This is a genomic window from Bradyrhizobium sp. BR14999, assembly GCF_056106085.1.
Genome location: NZ_CM148536.1, coordinates 7,385,161 through 7,407,910, shown reverse-complemented (window position 1 = coordinate 7,407,910; position 22,750 = coordinate 7,385,161). Strand labels below are relative to the sequence as shown.

Genomic DNA, 22,750 nt, shown 5'->3' with positions numbered 1-22,750 from the left:
AGGGAGAGAAACATGACGAGCAAACCTGTTGAGACCGACGTGCTCGTCGTCGGTAGTGGCCCGGCCGGCGCGACGGCGGCGGCGCTGCTCGGCATGTACGGCGTCAAGCACATCCTAGTGACGAAATATGGCTGGCTGGCTGACACGCCGCGCGCCCACATCACCAACCAGCGCGCGATGGAGGTGCTGCGCGACCTCGGCCTCGAGGACAAGGCGGTGGCGCAGGCGGTGCCGCAGCATCTGATGGCCAACAACGTGTTCTGCGAAAGCCTCGCCGGCGAAGAGTTCGGCCGGCTCTATTCCTGGGGCAATCATCCCTCGCGCAAGGCGGACTACGATCTCGCCAGCCCGACCCGGATCTGCGACCTGCCGCAGAATTTGCTTGAGCCGATCCTGATCGAGGCTGCGGGCCAGCGCGGCACCGCGCTGTGCTTCAACACCGAATTCGTCGACCTGGTGCAGGATGCCGACGGCGTCACGGCAACGGTGAAGGATCGACTATCCGGCGAGACCTACCAGATCCGCGCGAAGTATCTGATCGGCGCCGATGGCGGCCGCAGCCGGGTTGCCGAGGTGATCGGCCTGCCGATGGAGGGTCAGATGGGCCGCGCCGGCAGCATGAACATCATCGTGCAGGCCGACTTGAGCAAGTACGTCGCGCACCGGCCGAGCGTGCTGTACTGGGTGCTCCAGCCTGGCGCTGAGATTGGCGGCATCGGTGCCGGACTGGTCCGCATGGTGCGGCCTTGGAATGAATGGCTGATCATCTGGGGCTACGACATCGAGCAGGGCGAGCGCAAGCTCAGCAATGACGAGGCGATCTCGGTCGTGCGCAATCTCGTCGGCGACGAGACGCTGGAGGTCAAGGTTCGCTCGACCTCGACCTGGACCGTGAACGAGATGTATGCCGGCCACTATTCATCGGGTCGCGTGTTCTGCGTCGGCGATGCCGTGCACCGCCATCCGCCGACCAACGGCCTCGGCTCCAACACCTCGATCCAGGATTCCTTCAATCTGTGCTGGAAGCTGAAGCTCGTGCTCGAAGGCCATGCCGCACCGTCGCTGCTCGAGACCTATTCGGCGGAGCGCCAGCCCGTCGGCAAACAGATCGTGACCCGCGCCAACAAGAGCATCGGGGACTTCCCGCCGATCTTCGAGGCGGTGGGGCTCGTCGCTTCGACCGATCCGGCGGAAGCACGCAAGGCGATCGCCGCGCGCAAGGCGCCGACCGCCGAGGGCAAGGCGCGGCGCAAGAAGCTCTATGAGGCCATCGCCAACAAGAGCTACGAGTTCAACTGCCACGGCGTCGAGCTGAACCAGCGCTACGGCTCGACCGCCGTGGTGTCCGACGGCACGCCGATGCCGGCCTTCACCCGGGATCATGAGCTCTATTATCAGGCCACAACCTGGCCCGGCGCGCACTTGCCGCATGTCTGGGTCGAGCATCAGGGCCAGCGCAAATCGACGCTCGATCTTGTCGGCAAGGGCCGTTTCACGCTGCTCACCGGGATCGGGGGCGATGGCTGGAAGGCGGCGGCTGCCGCAATCGGGAAGACCTACGGCCTGCCGGTCGATGTGGTGACGATCGGTCCGCAGGGCTGCGACGCGCTCGACATCTATGCCGACTGGTATCGCCAGAGCGAGGTGGACGAGGACGGCTGCGTGCTGGTGCGTCCCGACATGTATGTCGCCTGGCGTGCCAGAGAGGCAGCAGTGAATGCCCCGGACGTGCTGCTCGACGTGTTCGGCCAGATCCTCGGCCGTAGTGCGAAGACGCAGGCGAAGTCCGTCGCCGCCGCGTGATGTGACGCTGCGCGGATTTCAGAGCGGAATGAACGGCAGCCGGCTTGAACCGGCTTGCCTCAAGGGAGGGGAAAATGACCAAGGACCTATTGAACATAAAGTCTTTCGATCGCCGCCGCGTCTTGCAAGGCATCGCCGGTGGTTTTGCCGCCGCCGGCAGCACGACGTTGTTCGCGCCTTCTGTGCGGGCTGCCAACAAGCCGATCAAGATCGGCTATGTCTCGCCAAAGAGCGGTCCGCTGGCCGCTTTCGCCGAAGCTGACGATTTCGTGCTCGGCGAGTTCAGAAGGTTCATCAGGGATGGCGTCAAGGTCGGATCACAGACCTATCAGGTCGAGGTGGTGACAAAAGACAGCCAGTCGAATCCGAACCGCGCCGCCGAGGTCGCCAAGGAGCTGATCACTCGTGACAATGTCGGGCTGATAGTGGTCGGCGCCACGCCCGAGACCAACAATCCGGTCGCGACGCAGTGCGAGCTGGAGCAGGTCCCGTGCATCTCCAGCGTCGCGCCGTGGCAGACCAATTTCATCGGCCGCCAGGCCAATCCCGGCGATCCCAAGAGCTGGAAGCCGTTCGACTACACCTTCCATTACTTCTGGGGGCTGGAAGACGTGATCGGCGTCTTCACCAGCATGTGGAGCCAGGTCGCGACCAACAAGTCGGTCGGCGCGCTGTTCCCCAACGATGCCGACGGCAACGCCTGGGGCGACACCACCATCGGCTTCCCGCCCGTGTTGGCCAAGCAGGGCTTCAAGCTGACCGATCCCGGCCGCTTCCAGAACCTCACCGACGATTTCAGCTCGCAGATCGCGGCGTTTCGTGGTGCCGATGCCGAGATCGTCACGGGCGTGATCATCCCGCCCGACTTCACCACGTTCTGGAACCAGGCGCGGCAGAAGGGGCTGAAGCCGAAAGTCGTATCGGTCGCCAAGGCGCTTCTGTTCCCGGCGTCGGTGCAGGCGCTCGGCAAGGGCGGCAACAACATCTCAACCGAGGTGTGGTGGACGCCGACGCATCCCTACAAATCGAGCCTCAGCGGCGTCAGCGCCGCCGATCTCGCCGAGGGATATGAGCAGGCGTCCGGCAAGCAATGGACCCAGCCGATCGGCTTCGTCCATTCCCTATTCGAGGTCGCGATCGACGCGATCAAGCGCTCCGGCGACCCAGCGGATGGCGCGGCGCTTGCGAAGGCGATCGGCGCCACCAAGCTCGATACGATCGTCGGCCAGATCGAGTTCGGCTCCAGCGCCGTGCCGCCGTTCGCCGCGAAGAACATCGCCAAGACGCCGCTGGTGGGCGGCCAGTGGCGGCTCAGCGGCGATAAGTACAACATGGTGATCACGGACAACAAGCTGGCGCCGCAAATTCCGCTGGGCGGCGACATGCAGGCGCTGAGTTAGCGCAAGCCAGCTGCTTCATCGAAGGCAGGAGATGCGTGGCGTTGCTGCGCATCTCCTCTCCGCCGAAACCGGATGTGAGCGACCATGCTCGAACTCCATGCCATCTCGAAACGGTTCGGCGCTATCGTCGTTGCAGATGCGATCGACCTCACGCTGTCCTCGGGTGAGGCGTTGGGCGTGATCGGGCCGAACGGCGCCGGCAAATCGACGCTGTTCAACCTGATCACCGGGCTGCTGCGGCCGGACGCCGGTCGCATCGCGCTCGATGGCGTCGACATCACGGGCCTTTCTCCGGAAGCACGCTGTCGCGCCGGCATCGGGCGCTCGTTCCAGATCCCGCAACCGTTCGACCATCTCTCGGTGTTCGAGAACCTTGCGGTCGCCGCCTTGTTCGGCGGCGGGCTGTCGGAAGCGGATGCGGTTCAGCACTGCGGCCGGATGCTTGATCTGACCGGCCTCGAAGCCAAGGCCAATCGGCTCGCGGGCAGCCTGCCGCTGCTCGATCGCAAGCGGCTCGAACTGGCGCGGGCGCTCGCCACCCGGCCGCGCACGCTATTGCTCGACGAGATCGCGGGCGGCCTCACCGATGCCGAATGCCACGAACTGGTCGAGACCATCCACACCATCCATGCCGAAGGCGTCGGCATCATCTGGATCGAGCACGTGGTGCATGCGCTACTCGCGGTGGTGCAGCGGCTGGTCGTCTTGAACTTTGGCAAGGTCGTCGCCCAGGGCGCACCAGTCGAGGTGATACGCTCGCGCGAGGTCGAGACCATCTATATGGGCGTGCCGGCATGACCGCGCTGCTCAATGTCACGGCGCTCGATGCGTTCTACGGCGACTTCCAGGCGCTGTTCGGCATCGACTTCGAGCTGAACGAGGGCGAGGCGGTCGCAGTGATCGGCGCCAATGGCGCCGGCAAGTCGACCATGCTGAAATCGCTGGCGGGGCTAGTGAAGAACCGTCCCGATGCCATCCGTCTCGAGGGACGGGCGATCGGCGATGCGTCCGCCGCCAGCATCGTCCGGCTCGGCCTCGCGCTGGTGCCGGAGGGCCGCCAGCTGTTTCCCTCGCTCAGCGTCGAGGAGAACCTCTTGATCGGCGCATATGGCGGCGAACGCCACGCGCCGTGGGATCTCACCGCCGTTTACCGCATGTTCCCGGTGCTGAAGGAGCGGCGGCGCGGCGCCGTCACCGCGCTGTCGGGCGGGCAGCAGCAGATGGTGGCGATCGGCCGCGCGCTGATGTCCAACCCGTCGATCCTGCTGTGCGACGAGATCAGCCTCGGCCTCGCGCCGATCGTCGTGGAGGACATCTACCGCATGCTGCCGCAGATCCGCTCTGGCGGCACCGCCGTCGTGCTGGTCGAGCAGGACATCGCCCGCGCCTTGCGGGCTTCGGATCGCTTCTACTGTTTGCAGGAGGGACGGGTGACGCTGAGCGGACGGCCAGGGGATGTCGATCAGGACACGATCCGCGCGGCCTATTTCGGAGCATGAGAGAGCGATGAGCGGGTTCGACACCATTATCGAAGGCGTGCTGCTCGGCGGCGTCTATGCGCTGTTCGCGCTCGGCCTGTCGCTGATCTTCGGCATCATGCGCCTGGTCAATCTGGCGCATGGCGATCTGATCCTGCTTGCCGCCTATCTGGTGCTCAGCGCCACCAATGCGCTCGGTCTGCCGCTTGCGGCCGCATCCCTGCTGGCCGTTATCACGATGTTCGTGCTCGGCTTCGTGCTGCAGCGGCTGGTGCTGGAGCAGGTGCTCGGCGACGACATCCTGCCGCCGCTGCTCGTCACCTTTGGCCTGTCGATCGTGATCCAGAACGGACTGCTGCTCGGCTACGGCGCCGACAGCCGCCGGCTGCAGGCAGGCGCCTTCGAATCCTCGTCGGTGGCGCTCGCCCCCGGCCTGAGCGTCGGGCTGGCGCCGCTGACCGCGCTGGTGACGGCGGTTGCCGCCGTCGCGCTGCTCCAGCTCATCTTCTATCGCACCTCGCTCGGCCGCGCCTTCCGCGCCACTGCGGATAATCCCGCGATCGCTCAGTTGATGGGCGTCAACGAGCGCAATGTCTACGCCATCGCGGTCGGACTGTCGCTCGCAGTGTCGGTGATCGCCGCCGTTGTGCTCGGTATCCGCGCCAGCTTCGATCCGTCGATCGGACCGGCGCGGCTGCTCTACGCATTCGAGGCGGTGATCATCGGCGGGCTCGGCAGCCTGTGGGGGACGCTGGCGGGTGGCATCGTGCTCGGGCTGGCGCAGGCGATCGGAGGGCGGATCAATCCGGAATGGCAGATCCTGGCCGGCCATCTCGCCTTCCTTGCCGTGCTGATGGTGCGGCCGCGCGGCCTGTTCCCGGCGAGGCGGGCATGAGCGTCGAAAGCATCCATATCCCGGCAGGCCGCAAGCTGCGCCCGGCGGACGCGCCGGTGTGGCAGGTTCAAGTCGGCACACGGCTGTCGCGCATCGCGGCCGTGGCCGGCATCGCGCTGATCCTAGCGCTGGCCGCGCTGCCCACGATCGCCTCGCGCAACCTGATCCAGGATCTGATCTTCGTCTTCACCATGCTGACCTTGGCACAGCTCTGGAACGTGCTGGCCGGGTGGGGCGGGCTGGTATCAGTCGGGCAGCAGGCGTTTGTCGGGCTCGGCGCCTATGCGCTGTTTGCCGGCATCGTGATGGCGGGGCTCGATCCGGTTGCGGCGATCCCACTGGCCGGACTGTTCGCGGCGCTGGTCGCGGCGGTGCTCGGGCCGCTGCTGTTCCGGCTGGAAGGGCCATATTTCGCGATCGGCAGCTGGGTCGCCGCCGAAGCGCTGCGGCTCATCTGCGCCCAGTTCAAGTCGCTCGGCGGCGGCACCGGGATGTCGATCTCGCCGGGCGAACTGTCGCAGATAGTCGGGCTGAAGGCGGTGCAGGCGCTGCTTGGCCTGCGCCCGGCGGCCGCGCGTGACGTGCTGGTTTACTGGCTGGCACTGTTGCTCGCCGTGCTGGTCACGCTCGGCATCTACGCCTTCATGCGCTCGCACCACGGCCTTGCGCTGGCCGCAAGCCGTGACAACGCAGCGGCGGCGCGCAGCGTCGGCGTCCGCACCGCGCGGGTCCGCCACGTGCTGTGGATCGCGGTCGCGTTCGCCACCGGCATGGTCGGCGCCGTGGTCTATTTGCAGAAGGCGCGTATTTCGCCTGATGCGGCCTTCAGCGTCACCGACTGGACCGCTTATGTCATCTTCATCGTCGTGATCGGCGGGGTGCGGACCATCGAAGGTCCGATGGTCGGCGTGTTGCTGCTGTGGGGGCTCGTCACCTATCTCGCCCAGTATGGCAGTCTCTATCTGGTCGTGCTCGGCACGCTCGCCATCCTGATCATGCTGTTCATGCCCACCGGCGTGTGGGGCGCGGCCGCTCGACGCTGGCAACTGCAGCTGTTCCCGACCCAGCGCTGGCTCGGTCGCAGCGGGTAGGCTGGTCCAATGCCATTCTAACCAACCTTGTGCCGAGTAGCTTCGTCCATTCAGAAGCGCCACCAGTCCATCTTTGGGAAGGAGGCGCTCGGGCGTCCAGGCGCCTTTGCAGTTGGACGTTTCGCTGTAAGCCATTGATCTCCAATGATCGGATTTTGGCTTAGTTGGAAAAATTCTCTTGAGAAATCAATGATCTTATCGTGTCTCTTAATCAGCGGGTCCCAGGTTCGAGCCCTGTGCGCCCACCAAATAAAACCAATTGCTTGCAGCGATTGAGCATCGGAACGGACTTTTCAGTTGGACGTTTTCGACGTCCAACTGCAAGCGAAGTTTCTCGTCAAGTAAATCGGGCAATTGCTGTGTGCGCGAACCGATGGTTCCACGCTCAAGCACCTGCGACTGTGTGGGCCAGCTTGCGAAGCGAGCCGGGAGGCGGGCCAACGATGAGGTCACTCTCAGGAGCGCGTGTTTTGATCCTCAAGTTGCGCCATGAGCGAATCTGCAAAGGCGCGTACCGCGGATCTCTGTCGGCTGGCGCGTGGGAGTGCGCCTCCACTATTTGAACCTGCTCCCCGGCTACTTTTTGCCGGCGACGAATCGCGCGCGAACGGCGGCTCGGCGCAGATGCCACGACAGCCGGCACGTGCGCGCCCGGAAAATCCATGCCACAAGGTTTGCGAGCGAGGGAGAACCCCGCTCCTCGCTCACGCAATGCCGCTCGTCGTTGGCACTTTGATCCGCAGATGCCGGCTGATTCGCCTGCGGCAAATCGAACGCCCCGCCTCCGTCGGCAAAGATCCCGAAGTGATGCTTCAAGGACCTTTTCGTGTCCTTTCCCAAGATTCTCTCCTCGCGGTTTGACGGCGTTTTGTCCAATCCTCCACCAAGTGGTGCATATGCACGTTCGCGAGCTTGAGCATGTCGTTCGGGGTCAGTTTGTCGTTCGCACAGTATTCCCGGAAGTTGTAGGAGCTCAGGGCGTAGACCATCTCCACAGCGACCGATGTGGGCACCGCGAGATCTTCGACCTTATGAAATTTCAAAATGGCTCGGCGCACGAAACGCAGGAAGACCGATCGGTTGGCGGCGAATCCGTCGCTTCCGGATTTATGGGACCGCAATTCGGCTGCAAGCACCTCCCTCCATAAGGTCTTGTCGGCGCTCGTAATCACATTGCCGATATCGGCGTGGATCAGCCGCGCCAAGGTCTCGGCCAGCGTAAGCGACGGGTTCTCCACGACCTCTTCGTAGGCTGGAATCAGTGCCGTGCGGTCTCTTTGCAGGAATTCGATCAGGAGACGCTGCTTGTTCGCGAAGTAATTGTAGACGGTCTTCGGAGACACGTCGGCGGCTTTCGCGACGTCCTCCATTCTAGTGCTCTCATAGCCGACTTTCCGAAAGAGCTCGGCTGCGGCATCGAGAAGGTCGGTTTTCCTTCGGTCTTTTTTGCTTTCGTTCATCACACTTCGCCTGGCGATTGGGCGTTCGTCCGCTATCGCGGGTGCCGCGATTTTCATCGTCAAAGACTAGCCGATTGACAATAAGAAAGTTAGCTGTAAATTTACACTTGACTGTAAAAAGAGGGGGATGAGGCATGTCTATGCAGGTGTTACGGAGGCTATCCGGACTGGCGTCGATCGGCTTGGTCCTCTGTGTAGGAGGCTCTGCCGCCTGGTCGGCCGAGCCAGGCATCGCGCCGGACAAGATCAAGATTGGGATGTTCGGGCCCTTGACCGGACCGGTCAGCCTGTGGGGCTATCCAATCAACAACGGCGCGATCGCCGTTTACAATCATGTCAACGCCACCGGAGGAATATACGGTCGCAAGATCGAGGTGGTCGATGAAGATGATGCTTGTGACCCTGCGAAAGCGGTCGCGGCAGTCAAGAAACTGATCGTAAGAGAAGATGTGTTCGCAATTCACGGGGGGACGTGCAGCGCGACCGTCATGGCGGCGAAGGACGACATTATCGAGGCGAAGATGCCATACGTCGTCATGGCAGCCACCCTCGACAAGATATCGAGCCCCGTCAACAAGTACATCTATACGACGACAATGCCAGGAAGCGGCGACGGATCGGTGATGGCCAGATTCGTGGCCTCTATGCCGCAAGTGAAGACAGTCGCCATCGTCAAGCATTCGGACGAATGGGCCGACACGAAGGCTGACGCTTTCAGCGCCGCGCTCGACAAGAAAATCAAGGTTGTCGCTACCGAACAGATCGACCGTAAAGTGACCGACGCGGTCTCACAGGCGGTGCGTATCAAGCAACTCAATCCCGACGTCGTAATCGCATTTACCTATCCGGCCGAAACCGCGGTCTTGCTGCGTGATGCGCGAAAGTATGGCCTCACGGTACCGTTCCTGGCTACGACATCGGTTATGGACCTTGCCGATCTCTCTCAGCGAGCCGGTGGCGTCGATGTCATGAAGCAGGTTTACGCCGCCTCATTCCTCGCCTCGCCTCCAGGCTCTCCGGCGTCGGCAAAATGGGATGAAATCTACAAGGCCAGCTTTCCGAACGACAAGCTGCAGACGCTGTCCTTCTTCGGTATGTCGGGTGCGCTCCTCGTGGTCGATGCCCTCAGGCGAGCCGGCCCGGATCTCACGCGCGAAAAGTTCATCCAGGCGCTTGAGACAACCAAGGATCTCGACGCGGGCCCGGCCTATTGCAAGGTCAGCATCACGCCGGAGAACCATCAGGGGTGCACGCATGGAACGGTATGGTCGTTCGTCGATGGCAAGGTAGTTCCCGTCGGTCCCACCTGGATCGAGCCAAAGCAGTGAGAGAAATCCACGCGGCAGGTCACGGTCATGTCTGAGTTGCTCACTCTCATCACCGCTGGGTTGGAAGTAGGCAGCCTTTATGCGCTGATGGCTTTGGGGCTCGTACTGATCTATCGGACGCAAAGCATCGTCAACTTCGCCCACGGCGAACTGCTGATGGCCGGTGCTTTCGTTGGCTATGTGGCCTTCCAGCCGATGTCATGGCCGTTTCCGGTAGCTCTCGTCCTGGCTGTTCTCTCCAGCACACTGCTGGGGGTGGCGGTTGAAAGGGGCGTGATCCGGCCGCTTGCGAATCATCCCCACGCCACGCTCGCCATGGCCACCGTCGGCGTGTCGGTGGCTGTCCGCGGGGCGGCGAGGCTGCCATTCGGTAGCGACATTCTGTCGTTTCCTTCCATCATTTCCACCGCTCCTGTCTTCATCGGTTCGTTGGTGATTTCGGCGCAGACCGTCCTGACGATCGTCCTGGCAGTATCAATTTCAGTCGCAGTTTTTCTTCTCATCTGGAAGACACGGCTTGGACGGGAGATCCGCGCAACTCAGCAAAACTATCTTGGTGCCAAAGTAGTCGGCATCAACACCGGGAAGGTCTACAGTTCGAGCTGGGCGGTTGCATCTGCCATCGGGGGAGCGGCGGGTGTTCTGGCCGCTCCGCTCACGTTGCTTTATCCCGACATGGGCGCCACCTTCCTGCTCAAGGGCTTCGCTGCGGCGGTCCTTGGAGGTTTCGGAAGCCCAGTTGGCGCGGTCGTCGGGGGAATCGCCATCGGGATACTCGAAAAGCTCGTGGGAGCCTATTTCAGCACCTACCTGATCGAGATCTCGTCTTACGTCATCATCATCCTTGTCGTGTTCGTTAGACCGCAGGGCTTGTTCGGCCGCGGCCAGATCGTCAGGGTCTAAGATGCGGCCGGCAGTCGTCATTCCCTTGCTTGTGCTGCTGCTGTTCGCGCCGTTCGTCCTCGACGCCTACACCCAGTATCTAGTCAACCTAGCCCTCTCTTATTCCCTGGTTTGCCTCGGCCTCAATTTGTTGTTGGGCTATGCGGGCCAGTTTTCGTTCGCCAATGCGGCGTTCATGGGCATCGGCGCTTATACCTACGCGCTTCTGACGTCCCGTCTTGGCGTACCATCATTGGTTGCGCTTCCCGCCGCCGGCATGGCCTCGACCGTGCTGGGATTGGTGGTCGCCGGCCCCGCTCTGCGGCTTTCCACGGTCTATCTCGCAATGACGAGCCTGGCGTTCGCCGAACTGGTGCAATGGACTTTCATCCATTGGAACGCGGTGACCCTCGGAACAGACGGTGTGCGAGTGCGCTGGCCCGCCGTAGGATCCTACGTAGCTCAGGGCGATAAGAACACGTTTTACGTTATTCTCGTAGTCGTCGCGATCAGCTATTGGAGCGCGCTGCGCATTGTGCGGTCCAGGCTGGGACGTGCCTTTCTCGCCATCCGTCAAGGCGAAACTCTTGCGCGCTGCTCCGGGATCAACGTCGAACGAACCAAGATGATCGCCTATGCCATTAGCGCGTTCTATGCCGGCATTGGTGGCGCGCTGTTTGCTGTGACGATCCGCTTTATCGTTCCGGATGGTTTCGGGTTAGTTCAGCTAGTCCTGCAATTCTCAATGGTATTGATCGGAGGTCTGGGCAGCTTGCTTGGTGGCCTCGTTGGCTCTCTCCTTCTCACCGTGATGCCTGAGCTTCTGCGCAACGTCCAGGCTTACCAAGAAATGCTGTATGGCGTGCTGCTTGTCCTGTTCGTCATCTTCATGCCGCGCGGCATCGTTGGATTGCTTGGCCGTCTCGGCGTCGTGCCGCAGGAAATTCTTGTGCGCGGAGCCGTGACCTACTTTGGCGCGCGTCACCACAAGCAGAAGGATGCTTAGCTAATGGCACAGCGTCTTTCAGTGGAGGGAGTGAGCGTACATTTCGGCGGTCTCAAGGCGGTTCACGAGGCCTCGCTCGAAATCGCGCCTGGAGAAATTGTGGGTCTGATCGGCCCGAACGGCGCCGGAAAAACCACGCTGTTCAACGCGATCTCAGGTCTCGTGCCGGTATCGAGCGGGCAGATCCTGATCGATGATGTATGCCTGTCCGAACGGCCGGCTCATGAGCGGTCAAAGTTCGGCATCGCCCGGACGTTTCAGGCGGTGCAGCTCATTCAGGAGTCTTCGGTTATCGAAAACATCATGATCGGGATGCATAGCCGGCTCGATCAGAGTCTTCTCGATCTGTTCGGGCAATTCCGGACATCGCGCTCGCAGGACTACGTGGCCCAGAAGCGCGCCTACGAGGTGCTTGAGAGCCTTTCCCTGGGCGATCTGGCGTTGACGCGCGTAAGCAGCCTTGACTTTGGGCAGCAGCGCAGGGTGGAGATCGCCAGAGCATTGGTTTCGGAGCCTCGCCTTCTCCTTCTCGACGAACCGGCGGCAGGTCTCAGCCCCGACGAAGTCGAGGACATGGAAGCATTACTCGTGCGTTTAAGCCGAAAATCTGGTCTGTCTATCTTGATCGTCGAGCACGTTCTGAGCCTTGTCTTCAAACTGTGCGATCGAATCGTCGTGCTTGATAATGGTTTGGTGATTGCGACTGGCCTTCCCGCGGAAATTGCCGATAACGCCGAGGTTCGCAGGGCCTATCTTGGGGACGTCGCATGCTGAGCCTCTCCGGCGTTGCGATCAGTTACGGTCAGCTCGAGGTCGTCCACGGGATCGATCTTAAGGTCGGCAAGGGCGAACTCATTGCCGTCCTCGGACCGAACGGCGCGGGCAAGTCAACGCTGCTGAATGCGATCGCCGGAATAATCCGAATCCGCTCCGGCGCGATTTCACTTGGTGATAAATCCATTGGGCGGCTGCCGAGCCACCTGACGTGCCGAGCCGGGATTTCGCTTGTGCCTCAGGGGCGTGAGCTTTTCCCGGAGATGACGGTCCGGGAGAACCTCGATCTGGGCGTGCCTGCTTCCGCCCGCCGCGCTGGGCCTGAGCGTATCGAGGACGTCCTAAGGCTTTTTCCGCGACTTCGCGAGCGCGTCATGCAGCCTGCCGGGGGTCTGTCTGGCGGCGAGCGAGCCATGCTCGCAATTGGTCGCGCCCTTGTCGCTCGTCCTTCAGTGTTGCTGTTGGACGAACCGACTGCCGGACTTGCGCCAAAGATCGTTGACCAGGTGCGGGAGACGTTGATGGCGCTGAAGGCCGGGGGGCAAACGACCATACTGGTCGAGCAGAACGTGAACATGGCCCTGGCCGTGGCTGATTCCGTTTACCTCATGAACAGCGGAAAGCTCGCGCGGAAAGACGATGTGCGCGAGAGCAAGGACCTCTTCGATTCGTTCATCGGATAGAGGCCACGGCTCGCGAAACACAAGATTTGCATTCGAGGAGAGGCGTCATGAAGAAGAATCAAAAATCAATCGTTATTCGCGGAGGCACTCTCCTGCGGGGCATCAACCTCGAGCCCGTCAGAGGACAAGCTCTCCTCATCGAGAACGGCAGGATTACCAAGATCACCGCTGAAAGGAGTCTGAGGTTGCAGGACGACTGGGTGGTCATCGATGCCGAGGGGCAAACCGTCCTTCCCGGGCTGATCGACGCCCACCTGCATTGGTTCGGGAGCCGCAGCCCTGATCCCATGATGTGGGTTATGGAGCAAAAGGAGCTCAACTGCGTTCGTGCGGTGGCGGATGCGCGCCGGTTGCTCGACTATGGCTTCACCACGGCCCGTGACATGGGATCGCGGAACGGCGTGGCAATCAAGCGTGCGGTCGACGAAGGCACCATCCTCGGACCGAAGACCGTTCCTGCCCATATGGGCCTCAGCATGACGTGCGGACACGGCGACGTGCACAATGTGCCGAGCGACTGGCTGTGCGGCTGCTCCGCTATGGCCTTTGTGGTCGATGGCGTCGATGCCGTGCGAAAGGCTGTGCGGCAATCGGTGCGCGATGGCGCCGACGTGGTCAAGATCTGGACCACCGGTGGGACCATGTCCGAGCGCGACAGCCTCGAAGATCAGCATTTCAGCGACGAAGAGATCAAGACGGCGGTCGGGGAAGCACACGCGCTGCGTCGCAAGATCGCCTCACACGCAGAGGGCCTGTTGGGCGCGCTCGCGTCGATCAGGGCCGGTGTCGATTCCATCGAGCATGGCTTCGATCTCAATGACGAATGCTGCGATTTGATGAAGCGACAGGGGACCTTTCTCGTGCCGACGCTGGCTTTGCTGGATCGCGTCGTCAATACACCAGGGGTTCCCGAGTACGCGAAGATCAAGGCGCGTCCGATGTTCCAAGCCCACCTGAATTCGTTCAAGCTCGCGGTCGAGATGGGTGTGAGGATCGGTGCGGGTTGTGACGCCTTTTCCGAACCGATGACCGCGTTCGGTCCATACAACATCCGTGAGCTCGAACTCATGGAAGAGGCGGGCTTGACGTCGCTGCAGGTTCTCCAGGCGGCGACGTCTTCCAATGCCGAACTTCTCGGTCTTGGCGCTGAGACCGGTTCGCTCGATGAAGGAAAAGCCGCCGACGTCATCATCGTACGCGGTGACCTAAGCAGAAGTCTCGCGGACCTCACCAGTCATTCGAATCTGACTACCATCATCCAGGACGGAATGATCATACCCCGGCTGACGCCCGGTCTGCCTGCCTGAGCAATTGCCAATGACAAGAACGATCTTCATCGGCAACGAATGGCGTCCATCTCGTGATGGCGCCGTGATTGACGTCATTGACCCCGCAAAGGAGGAGCGCATCGACTATCTTTCGGCCGCCACAGCGCAGGACGTCGATCTTGCGGTCGATTGCGCCCGCCGAGCGTTCGAGGGCGAGTGGAGGAGCGTGAATGGGGCTGAGCGGGCGAATCTACTTCGCTCGATCGCCAAGGGCATCTCCGACCGACGCGAGGAATTGGCGCGCTTGGAGGTGATCGACAACGGTAAACCCTTGGCGGAAGCCCTGTGGGACATCGACGATGCCGCAGGCTGCTTCAGTTTTTACGCGGATCTAGCCCAGGAGTTCGATGCCGCACAGGACGAGACGATCGCCCTTCCGGACGAAAGGTTCGAAAGCTCGGTCAGGCGCGAGCCCGTTGGTGTCGCGGCCCAGATCATTCCATGGAACTATCCATTGCTGATGGCCGCCTGGAAGGTCGCCCCGGCGATCGCCGCGGGCTGCACCATGGTGCTCAAGCCTTCCGAGTTGACATCATTGACTAGCCTGAAACTAGCCGAGATCGCAGTCGATGCGGGCTTGCCCGCAGGCGTTCTTAACGTTGTCACGGGGCTCGGTTCTGTCGCGGGAGCGCACTTGGCGCGACATCCAGACGTCGACAAGATCGCCTTCACCGGATCGGTTCCGACCGGGACAAAAATCATGATGGGTGCTGCGCAGGAGATCAAGAATGTCAGCCTTGAGCTCGGCGGCAAGTCGCCCTTTATCGTTTTCGACGACGCTGACATCGAGGCTGCCGTCGAATGGATCATGTTTGGAATTTTCTGGAACCAGGGGCAGGTCTGCAGCGCAACGTCGCGCCTGATTGTACAGGAAGGAATCGCGGATCGACTGGTGAAGCGGCTCGTTGAGCGCGCGCGAAGTATCCCGATCGGGGATGGTCTTGATCCTCGCACCAAGCTCGGCCCTCTCGTCAGCCACGGACAATACGAAAAAGTTCGCCAGTTCGTTGCCCAAGGCGTGGCAGCAGGCGCCCTACTTGTCACGGGAGGGGAGAGGCCGGCCAATATGTCACGCGGCTACTTCATCGGGCCGACGGTCTTTACGGACGTACCTCTGAATTCGTCGATCTGGCGCGACGAGATTTTTGGCCCAGTCCTTGTGGTGCACAGGTTTTCCGATGAGCAGCAGGCGCTCAAGCTTGCGAACGACACCCGTTTCGGCCTTGCCGCCGCCGTGATGTCGGAAGACGAAACAAGATGCAGGCGTATGTCAGAAGCTCTTCGGGCTGGGATCGTATGGATCAACTGCTCTCAGCCTACTTTTACCCAGGCGCCGTGGGGGGATACAAGCAAAGCGGGATTGGTCGTGAATTGGGGCGATGGGGCCTCGGCAATTATCTTGAAGTGAAGCAGGTCACCCGGTTCAAGCGCGGCCATGTGTGGGATTGGTACGCCGAGAAATCGAACGCATCGTAAACGTCTTCAGTGCGCAGCTTGAGCCACATGCAAATTAATACATGACCAGCGAATCTTCGATTTCGTTTGAACCAGTCTTCGACGTTGTGGTCGTGGGTGGCGGCATCGTCGGCTGCGCCATCGCCTATCGCCTCGCTCTCCGTCGCGCACGCGTCATCGTGCTTGAACAGGCCAATATAGCAGCGCAACAGTCGAGCCGAGCGTGGGGCTTCATCCGTCAACAGGGCCGCCATTCGGCGGAAATGCCTCTCGCGGCGCAAGCCTGCCGGATGTGGGAGCACCTGGAGGACGAGCTCGATGCCGATCTCGAATATATCCGTTCGGGTATTCTGCTCGCCGCTGAAACGCCCGAAGATGAGCAGCGTCTGAACGCCGCGTTGAAGGCCGCACTTGCTGCCGGCATCAAGTCAGATCTGATCGACTCGCGCGAGATATCCAAACTCTTTCCAGGCGAGCGTCAGGAATGGGTCTGCGGCCTCTTTACGCCGGGCGACGGGCATGCGGAGCCGGTGAAGGCGTCTTTGGCATTTGCCGCTGCAGCCAAAAGGCTTGGCGTTGTCTTCAAGGAGAACTCCCGGGTAATACGGCTGCGACGGTCAGCTACGGGTAACGTATCCGTTGTGACGGCCGATGGCGCGGTGCGCGCAAATCAAGTCGTTGTGGCGGCAGGCGTTGGCAGCGCCGAATTGATGAGGGGCATCGGCGTATCGATTCCGGTCCAGCCCGTGCGTGCGTCAGTCGCGCAAACAAATCCTTCCAACAGGCGGTTATCGGTGCCGGTCTGGTCGCCGCGGGTTGCTTTCAGGCCGAAGCGTGATGGCAGCTTTTATGTGTCGAACGGCTATCGCGGAATCGATGCGGAACACGACATCGGGCTGCATTCTTTCGGTCATTTCGGCAAATTCATTCCAACCTTCATCGCCAACAGGGGCGTGATCCAGATCAGGTTCGGACGAGAAGCGTTACATACGTTGCGGCATCAACTAAGGAGCCGCCGGCTCTCGATTCCGAATGAGGAGCCTGAGATCAATCAGAAGCTCGTCGGGCGAAACCTGGAAGAATTCTACAGGGTCTTTCCGGAGCTCAGAACTCTCGGCACCCGACGCACATGGGCTGGCCGCATCGATGCGACACCGGATCTAATTCCGATCATGTCGCGTTGCGGGTTCGAGAACTTGATGCTAGTCGCCGGATTCAACGGTCACGGCTTCGCGCTGGCGCCCGCCGTAGGGGAGGTCATTTCGAGTCTGATTCTCGAAGGCATCGCGCCGCTCGATCTCGATGCCTTCCGATTGTCCCGGTTTTCCGAGGGACCTCTGGATAGACAATCCGGCGCCATGTGAGCTGAGTTGGAGGATTGCCCTTGAGGAAAAATCGAGCCCGCCGCTACGCGGCAGGTTCGACGTCGATGTTTTCGTGGACTTCGAAGTGGCGCCGCCGCAACTCGGCCAAAAAGGAGGGAACGTCATAGTACTCTTCCGGTCCCCAGACGCCGGCTTTGCCCGCTTTCGACAGCAGCAATTGCACGCCGATGGAAAGGCCCATGGATGTGCCCGCATCGACATAACCATCGAACGAAGGATGCGGATGCCCGATCACGGCGAAATTCAGAGTAGTCTTTTTCCCTCCGCTTGTGCCGTGACCGATCGCGAGATGGATTTCGTGGCTCTGCTGTGCAGGAATACGATGACGATTGGTGGCAATGTTGCGCGCGATCACGGCCTCGAGGAACTCGGCCGGCGTGATCTTGGCGTTTCCGATCTCGATCGGCTGATCGAAGGCTCCGAACCCGGCCTTGACCAACCCGGTCCAGGCCTCGTGCTCGCGGTGCGGCAAATGCAGCTTCCAGGTGAATTCGCGAATGCCCTTCTCCCGAATACCTTCTGCGAACGGTACGGTGAGTGGTTCAGAGTGTTGGGTATACATGAATTCGGTGCGGCCCCATGGTTCGGGCAGGAGAAGTATTTCCTTTCCGGATTGCGGAGCGACTTCCTTCAACGAGCCGTCGAGGAATTGCATCGAGGGATTGGCGTATTCGCCGAGAATGGTGGAGACACTGTAGGGCGGCACGAGAATCGGATTTTCCTCTCCGACCAAGGTAGCGGCCCAATAGAGATTGATGCGATCAATCGTATCCAGCCGCTCAGCCACAGCCTTGCAGATCATATTGGAGACGCCCGGATCGGCTCCGAGTCCCAGCACGGCGGTGACGCCGGCCGCCTTCCACGCGTCATGTTGCTTCTTCTGCTGTACGGTGAAGACGCCCATTCCACCGTAGTCGACGTAAGTGCGGCGGGCTTGCAGGCACGCTTCGAAGATCGCCATCTGATGACCTGCGAACGTGGGAACTGCGTTGATGCAGAGGTCGTGCTCCGTCAGCAGGTCTGCCAGCTTACCGGCATCATTGACATCGAGCTCGACGCCCCGGAGCCGTGGATCCGCAAGTTCGGCAACGAGCTTGTTGGCGCGGTCGGCAGCGAAGTCGGCAACTGTGATCAACTCGATGGCGCGGGACGAGTAGGGTGCTACGAGGTCCCGCACTGTGCCGCTCGCCATGGCGCCGGCGCCACCCAGAACAAGTATTTTCGCCATCAGTTTCCCTTCCGGATTGCGGCCGGCCCTAAAGCATCAATTTTTTAGTCATAGTGAAATTTAACAGCCTGCGCGGTCGCAATGCAAAGGATTTTTTTGGGCGGATCAATAGATCGGCGGCGTGATGACCCAGTGGATGTAAGTCATCGTGGTGCCGGAATTGACGTAGCGGTGGGGCGTTTCCGAATTGAAGCTGAAGGTGTCGCCAGGATTGAGCAGATATCTTTGAGGGCCGAGGAAAAGCTCAAGCTGGCCATCGATGATGATTCCGAACTCATGGCCTACGTGGCTGTCGAATTCGGTTCCTGACATCCCGCCGGGAAGAAGGTAGGCCACGAAAGCCTGGATAGGAGCCCCCTCGGCGGGGGTCATGATTTCCATGTGCATGCCGATACTATCGAGATTTAGCACGCGTCTCCTGTCTTTTCGGGTGATGTGGCGATCCTCGCCGACATCTTCAGCGTCTGTCCTTGCGAATAGGGAGCTCACCGAGACGCCCACGGCATCGGCGATCTGCCTGAGCGATCGCATGGACGGTGTGGTTAGGCCCCGTTCGATCTGACTGATCAGCCCGACCGACAGTCCGGTGGCATCCGCGACCTCCTGGAGGCTTAAATCTTTGCTCTTCCTGGCCTCCCGTAGAAGATCGGCCAGTGCCGGGCTGCCCTTTGGGGTTCGAGTTTTGGCTCCCGCCTGGCGGCTCGGCACCGACTTGCCGGCTTTTCGGTCATCTCGCTTCATTTTCACTCTTGCTAAAAATTTGCTTTTCTGTCGTACTTCATGGGGAGGGCGAGTTCCACCGGAATTGTCCCTTTTGGCTGTCCAACCAGTGAAGTGCGGATTTGCAGTGATGATCAAGATGGCGATCGAGGTCGGGGGTACCTTTACCGATCTAATTTGGATTGAAGGCGATCATGTCCGTTCGCATAAGCTGCCTTCGACCCCCCATGACGCGTCGATCGGTGTGATCGATGGTCTTTCACAGTCCCTTGGCGCTAATCTTCCCAAGCTGACGCACCTGTTTCACGGATCCACCGTGGCCACCAACGCGGTCATCGAGCGGAAGGGATGCCGCGCGGCGTTCCTGGCGACCCGCGGTTTCCGCGATCTTTTGGTCCTGCAGCGGCAGCTTCGTCCGAACGTCTACGCGATTGCCTGCGAGAAACCGGAGCCGTTGATACCCCTCAAGCTCTCCGTCGAAGTGACCGAGCGAATGGATGTCTCTGGGCAAGCCGTTCTCTCCCTCGACGAAGACGAATTGTGTCGGACGATCGACCAATTGATTCAAAAGGAAAAGCCCGAAGCGCTTGCGGTCTGCCTGCTGCACTCCTACCGGAATCCCGAGCACGAGCAGACGGTGCGAAGGATCGTGAACAAACGCTATCCGGATCTGCCCGTGGTGCTGTCGTCGGACGTGCTGCCGACTTTCCGCGAATACGAGCGGGCGTCGACGACGGTGATGGCAGCCTATCTGGTGCCGCTGGTCGGTCGTTATCTGCGCCGTCTTGAGGATCATCTCCGCGATCGCGCACCCGGAAGTGGTCTGTTCGTGATGCAATCGTCCGGCGGTGTGCTCCCGAGTTCCGGATCGCATGGCCGGGGCGTGGAGATGCTCAATTCGGGGCCGGCCGCCGGCGTGATCGGGGCGACGCGGATGGCTGGCGTCATTGGTGATCGCAACGTCATTACGCTGGACGTCGGCGGAACGAGCGCGGACATCTGCCTCATTGCGAACGGGATACCCGGCATTACCGCCGAGACGGAAGTGGACGGGCTGCCGGTGGGTCTGCCCAGCGTCGACATTGCGAACATCGGCGCGGGCGGGGGCAGCATCGGCTGGATCGACGAAGGCGGAATGCTGCAGGTCGGACCCCGCTCGGCGGGCGCAAGGCCGGGGCCTGCCTGTTACGGACACGGCGGCAGCGCTCCAGCCCTGACCGACGCGCTGGTGCGCCTTGGATGGATTCGGCCGCACCGTTTTCTCGGCGGCAGGATGACGTTGCATCCGGAAAAATCAGACCAGGCGCTGAAGACGCTTGCTGAACCACTCGGCCAGAACATCGACGAAATGGCCCAGGCGATGGTCGACATCAGCACTGCGCATATCAGCCAGGGAGTTCGCCTCGTCTCGGTTCAGCGCGGCCACGATCCGAGGGATTATTCGCTCTACGGCTACGGAGGCATGGGGCCGATGATCAGCGCGCTCTCTGCCTCCGACCTCAAGATACGCCGCGTCGTGATCCCGCCTTATCCGGGCTTGTTCTCCGCGCTGGGTCTTCTCGTTGCCGACGTCAAGCGAATCTATCGGGAGACCCGTTTCCTGCCCGTGGATGCCGAAAGCTCCCGTACCATCGCAAGCGCATTCCACCTGATGAAGCGCGAGCCGGAATCGGAGTTCATCAAATACGGCTATGCGGCATCCGAAATCGTCTACGAACACGCCCTCGAAATGCGTTACGCGGGGCAGGGCTTCGAGCTATTGGCGACGATCGACCTTGATCGTCTGGATCGCGAAGGCGTCAGTTACCTTCGTGAAGTATTCGGTGCCGCTCACCAGGCCCGCTACGGCTCGACCTCTCGCGCTGCACCGATAGAAATCGTGACGTTCCGTCTGACTGCGCACGTGCCGACGCCCTCAACGGTGCTGAACTCGTTGACCCGGATGAGCGAAAAGAAGGGCGAGGCAGAAATCGAGGAGGGACAGATCACCTTCGGAGGCGGAAAAATCCCCTGTCGGTTCGCCTGGCGCAGCAGTTTGGCTCCGGGCGCGGTTCTCAAGGGCGCCGCAGTGATCGAGGAGCCGACAGCAACGACGTTCGTACCGCACGGATGGATCGTCACCGTCGACAACACCGGCGCGCTCATTCTCACTCCGGAATGCTAGGTCATGAGCACAAATCTCAATCAAGCGACGTTCAACATCATCAGCCATGGTCTGCACGGCATGGCGCAGGAAATGGGCGAAAAGCTCGTGCGCTCGGCCTATTCGACCATTATCCGCGAGGCGAGAGACTGTTCGACGTCCTTTCTCGATCGCAATGGCCGCATCATCGCCCAGGCGCAGTTCTGCCCGATCCACATGAACTCCTTCGGCAAAGTGTTCGAGGCATTTGCCGCGAAGTTCGATCTCTCGACCATCAAGCCCAACGAGGGTTTGATCACGAACGATCCCTACCATGGTGCCCAGCACCTCAACGACATCGTGCTGTTCACGCCTGTCTTCTATCGTGACAAGCTGCTTGCCTTCAGTGCATCGCTTGGCCACCATATCGATGTCGGCGGCGGCGCGGCAGGACCAAACGCCAGCGCTACCGACGTGTTCTCGGAAGGGCTGCGTATCCCGCTCTGCCGTTTCGACGTGGATCGCGATCTCGGCGACGGCCTTCTGGAACAGTTCATCAGAATCAACGTCCGTCCGCCTGACGACGTCATGGGCGATATCTATGCCCAGCTGGCCGCCAATCGGACCGGTCAGGCTCGCTTTATAGAGATGCTCGATCGGTTCGGCGAGGAAACGGTTCTGGCTGCGGCGCGCGATCTCCAGGATTATTCCGAGCGGCTCGCCCGCGATGCCGTGCGCGCAATTCCTGACGGGGTCTATCGCGCTGAAGATTTTGTCGACGATAACGGATTCACAGCGGATCCATTACGGGTTGCCGTCAAAATTACCATCGATGGCGACGAAATCGAAATCGATTTCGAGGGCAGTTCGTCGCAGACGAAGGGAATGATCAATTCACCGCACGCGTCGACGGTATCGGCGGCCTATGGAGCAATCGCGATCTTGCTGGGCGGAGGTCGCATTCCGGTGAATGATGGTCTCTATCGGCCGATCCGTTCCGTGAAAGTACCTTATGGATCGTTCCTCAATCCCAGTCAGCCTCGGGCAGTGAGGGCCCGCAACAACGCATGCCATCGGGTCTACAATTCGATCATGCTCGCAATGTCTGAAGTGGTCCCGAGCCAGGTCCTGACGTCCGGCCACGATACGACGAACGCGATCGGCATGGGTCATATGGGCTCCGACCGATACCGGGTCTACATGGAGGTCGTCGGTGGAGGGTGGGGCGCCTCGGCCGGCTCGGACGGCGCGGATGTCGTCGATGGCTACGTGGGAAATTGCTCGAACGTCCCCGTCGAGTCGCTCGAGGCCGATTACCCCTTCATGCGGGTGGAGGAGTACGCGCTGCGCCGCGGGTCGGCCGGTGCGGGAAAACATCGCGGCGGCCTGGGCGCGCGACGCGTGTATCGCATTATGGATGATGGCGTCACGTTCAATTCCTACTCCGACCGCTTCAAGATACGTCCATGGGGTTTGTTCGGCGGCAAGCCCGGCGCGAATTCCCGTTTCTTGGTCGAACGCGATGGCGAGCAAATTAGTCTTCCATCGAAAGGCAATACGGAACTCCGACGCGGCGATCGTCTCGTGATCGAGACCGCTGGCGGAGGCGGATACGGCGATCCGCGGGATCGCGATCCCAAGCTTGTTCGGGACGATCTCGAACAAGCTCTGGTCACGGCGGACGATCGTAGCATCGTCCAATGAGTTGACGG

The 22,750-nt window shown here is 61.1% G+C and carries 19 protein-coding genes and 1 pseudogene; 16 read left to right on the top strand and 4 right to left on the bottom strand.

What is annotated here, in order from left to right:
* The first annotated feature begins 12 nt into the window (after positions 1-12).
* The 6 genes from ACR9YP_RS34570 to ACR9YP_RS34545 all read left to right on the top strand — a co-directional run bounded on the left by ACR9YP_RS34570 (position 13) and on the right by ACR9YP_RS34545 (position 6,667).
* The gene (locus ACR9YP_RS34570; RefSeq protein ID WP_474217993.1) at positions 13-1,803 is read left to right on the top strand and encodes an FAD-dependent oxidoreductase; all 1,791 of its coding nucleotides are present in this window, start codon (positions 13-15) and stop codon (positions 1,801-1,803) included.
* Positions 1,804-1,877: 74 nt separating this feature from the next.
* Complete coding sequence (locus tag ACR9YP_RS34565; RefSeq protein WP_474217992.1) at positions 1,878-3,203, top strand: ABC transporter substrate-binding protein; 1,326 nt, start codon at positions 1,878-1,880, stop codon at positions 3,201-3,203.
* Positions 3,204-3,287: 84 nt separating this feature from the next.
* Positions 3,288-4,001, top strand: coding sequence for an ABC transporter ATP-binding protein (locus tag ACR9YP_RS34560; RefSeq protein WP_474217991.1), 714 nt, complete (start codon positions 3,288-3,290; stop codon positions 3,999-4,001).
* Entirely contained in the window at positions 3,998-4,702 is a 705-nt protein-coding gene (locus ACR9YP_RS34555; RefSeq protein ID WP_474217990.1) for an ABC transporter ATP-binding protein, read from the top strand. Before ACR9YP_RS34560 ends, ACR9YP_RS34555 begins: the two co-directional genes overlap by 4 nt.
* A 7-nt stretch (positions 4,703-4,709) precedes the next feature.
* A complete protein-coding gene (locus tag ACR9YP_RS34550) occupies positions 4,710-5,576 on the top strand; it encodes a branched-chain amino acid ABC transporter permease (protein ID WP_474217989.1) in 867 nt (288 codons plus the stop codon).
* Positions 5,573-6,667, top strand: a complete 1,095-nt coding sequence (locus ACR9YP_RS34545) for a branched-chain amino acid ABC transporter permease (protein WP_474217988.1) — start codon at positions 5,573-5,575, stop codon at positions 6,665-6,667. The genes ACR9YP_RS34550 and ACR9YP_RS34545 overlap by 4 nt, the downstream gene beginning before the upstream one ends.
* A 576-nt stretch (positions 6,668-7,243) precedes the next feature.
* On the opposite strand, the gene ACR9YP_RS34540 is transcribed toward ACR9YP_RS34545, so the two are convergent.
* Entirely contained in the window at positions 7,244-7,483 is a 240-nt protein-coding gene (locus ACR9YP_RS34540; protein WP_474217987.1) for a hypothetical protein, read from the bottom strand.
* Positions 7,480-8,127, bottom strand: coding sequence for a TetR/AcrR family transcriptional regulator (locus ACR9YP_RS34535; protein WP_474217986.1), 648 nt, complete (start codon positions 8,125-8,127; stop codon positions 7,480-7,482). Before ACR9YP_RS34535 ends, ACR9YP_RS34540 begins: the two co-directional genes overlap by 4 nt.
* 134 nt (positions 8,128-8,261) lie before the next feature.
* Between ACR9YP_RS34535 and ACR9YP_RS34530 the strand changes: the two genes are divergently transcribed.
* From ACR9YP_RS34530 to ACR9YP_RS34495, 8 genes and pseudogenes are all read left to right on the top strand, one after another.
* Positions 8,262-9,455, top strand: a complete 1,194-nt coding sequence (locus tag ACR9YP_RS34530; RefSeq protein WP_474217985.1) for an ABC transporter substrate-binding protein — start codon at positions 8,262-8,264, stop codon at positions 9,453-9,455.
* 27 nt (positions 9,456-9,482) lie between these two features.
* A complete protein-coding gene (locus ACR9YP_RS34525) occupies positions 9,483-10,358 on the top strand; it encodes a branched-chain amino acid ABC transporter permease (RefSeq protein ID WP_474217984.1) in 876 nt (291 codons plus the stop codon).
* A 1-nt stretch (position 10,359) separates the two neighbouring features.
* Positions 10,360-11,343 carry a branched-chain amino acid ABC transporter permease gene (locus ACR9YP_RS34520; RefSeq protein WP_474217982.1) on the top strand — a complete coding sequence of 328 codons (984 nt, stop codon included), beginning with the start codon at positions 10,360-10,362 and terminating at the stop codon, positions 11,341-11,343.
* Between the two features lie 3 nt (positions 11,344-11,346).
* Positions 11,347-12,117 (top strand): ABC transporter ATP-binding protein, encoded by a 771-nt coding sequence (locus tag ACR9YP_RS34515; protein ID WP_474217981.1) that lies wholly within the window; start codon positions 11,347-11,349, stop codon positions 12,115-12,117.
* Positions 12,111-12,800, top strand: a complete 690-nt coding sequence (locus tag ACR9YP_RS34510) for an ABC transporter ATP-binding protein (RefSeq protein WP_474217980.1) — start codon at positions 12,111-12,113, stop codon at positions 12,798-12,800. Before ACR9YP_RS34515 ends, ACR9YP_RS34510 begins: the two co-directional genes overlap by 7 nt.
* Before the next feature lie 47 nt (positions 12,801-12,847).
* The gene (locus ACR9YP_RS34505) at positions 12,848-14,107 is read left to right on the top strand and encodes a metal-dependent hydrolase family protein (RefSeq protein ID WP_474217979.1); all 1,260 of its coding nucleotides are present in this window, start codon (positions 12,848-12,850) and stop codon (positions 14,105-14,107) included.
* 10 nt (positions 14,108-14,117) lie between these two features.
* A pseudogene (locus ACR9YP_RS34500) lies at positions 14,118-15,604 on the top strand (aldehyde dehydrogenase family protein).
* 41 nt (positions 15,605-15,645) lie between these two features.
* Complete coding sequence (locus ACR9YP_RS34495; RefSeq protein ID WP_474217978.1) at positions 15,646-16,947, top strand: NAD(P)/FAD-dependent oxidoreductase; 1,302 nt, start codon at positions 15,646-15,648, stop codon at positions 16,945-16,947.
* A 43-nt stretch (positions 16,948-16,990) separates the two neighbouring features.
* Here the strand turns inward: ACR9YP_RS34495 and ACR9YP_RS34490 are convergent, their stop codons facing one another.
* Both ACR9YP_RS34490 and ACR9YP_RS34485 read right to left on the bottom strand, forming a co-directional pair.
* A complete protein-coding gene (locus ACR9YP_RS34490) occupies positions 16,991-18,160 on the bottom strand; it encodes a saccharopine dehydrogenase family protein (protein ID WP_474221159.1) in 1,170 nt (389 codons plus the stop codon).
* A 141-nt stretch (positions 18,161-18,301) separates the two neighbouring features.
* The gene (locus ACR9YP_RS34485; protein ID WP_474217977.1) at positions 18,302-19,054 is read right to left on the bottom strand and encodes a helix-turn-helix domain-containing protein; all 753 of its coding nucleotides are present in this window, start codon (positions 19,052-19,054) and stop codon (positions 18,302-18,304) included.
* Between ACR9YP_RS34485 and ACR9YP_RS34480 the strand changes: the two genes are divergently transcribed.
* Both ACR9YP_RS34480 and ACR9YP_RS34475 read left to right on the top strand, forming a co-directional pair.
* The gene (locus ACR9YP_RS34480) at positions 19,047-21,080 is read left to right on the top strand and encodes a hydantoinase/oxoprolinase family protein (RefSeq protein ID WP_474217976.1); all 2,034 of its coding nucleotides are present in this window, start codon (positions 19,047-19,049) and stop codon (positions 21,078-21,080) included. The two genes, ACR9YP_RS34485 and ACR9YP_RS34480, sit on opposite strands and share 8 nt — an antisense overlap.
* Before the next feature lie 3 nt (positions 21,081-21,083).
* The gene (locus ACR9YP_RS34475; protein ID WP_474217975.1) at positions 21,084-22,742 is read left to right on the top strand and encodes a hydantoinase B/oxoprolinase family protein; all 1,659 of its coding nucleotides are present in this window, start codon (positions 21,084-21,086) and stop codon (positions 22,740-22,742) included.
* Positions 22,743-22,750 lie beyond the last annotated feature (8 nt).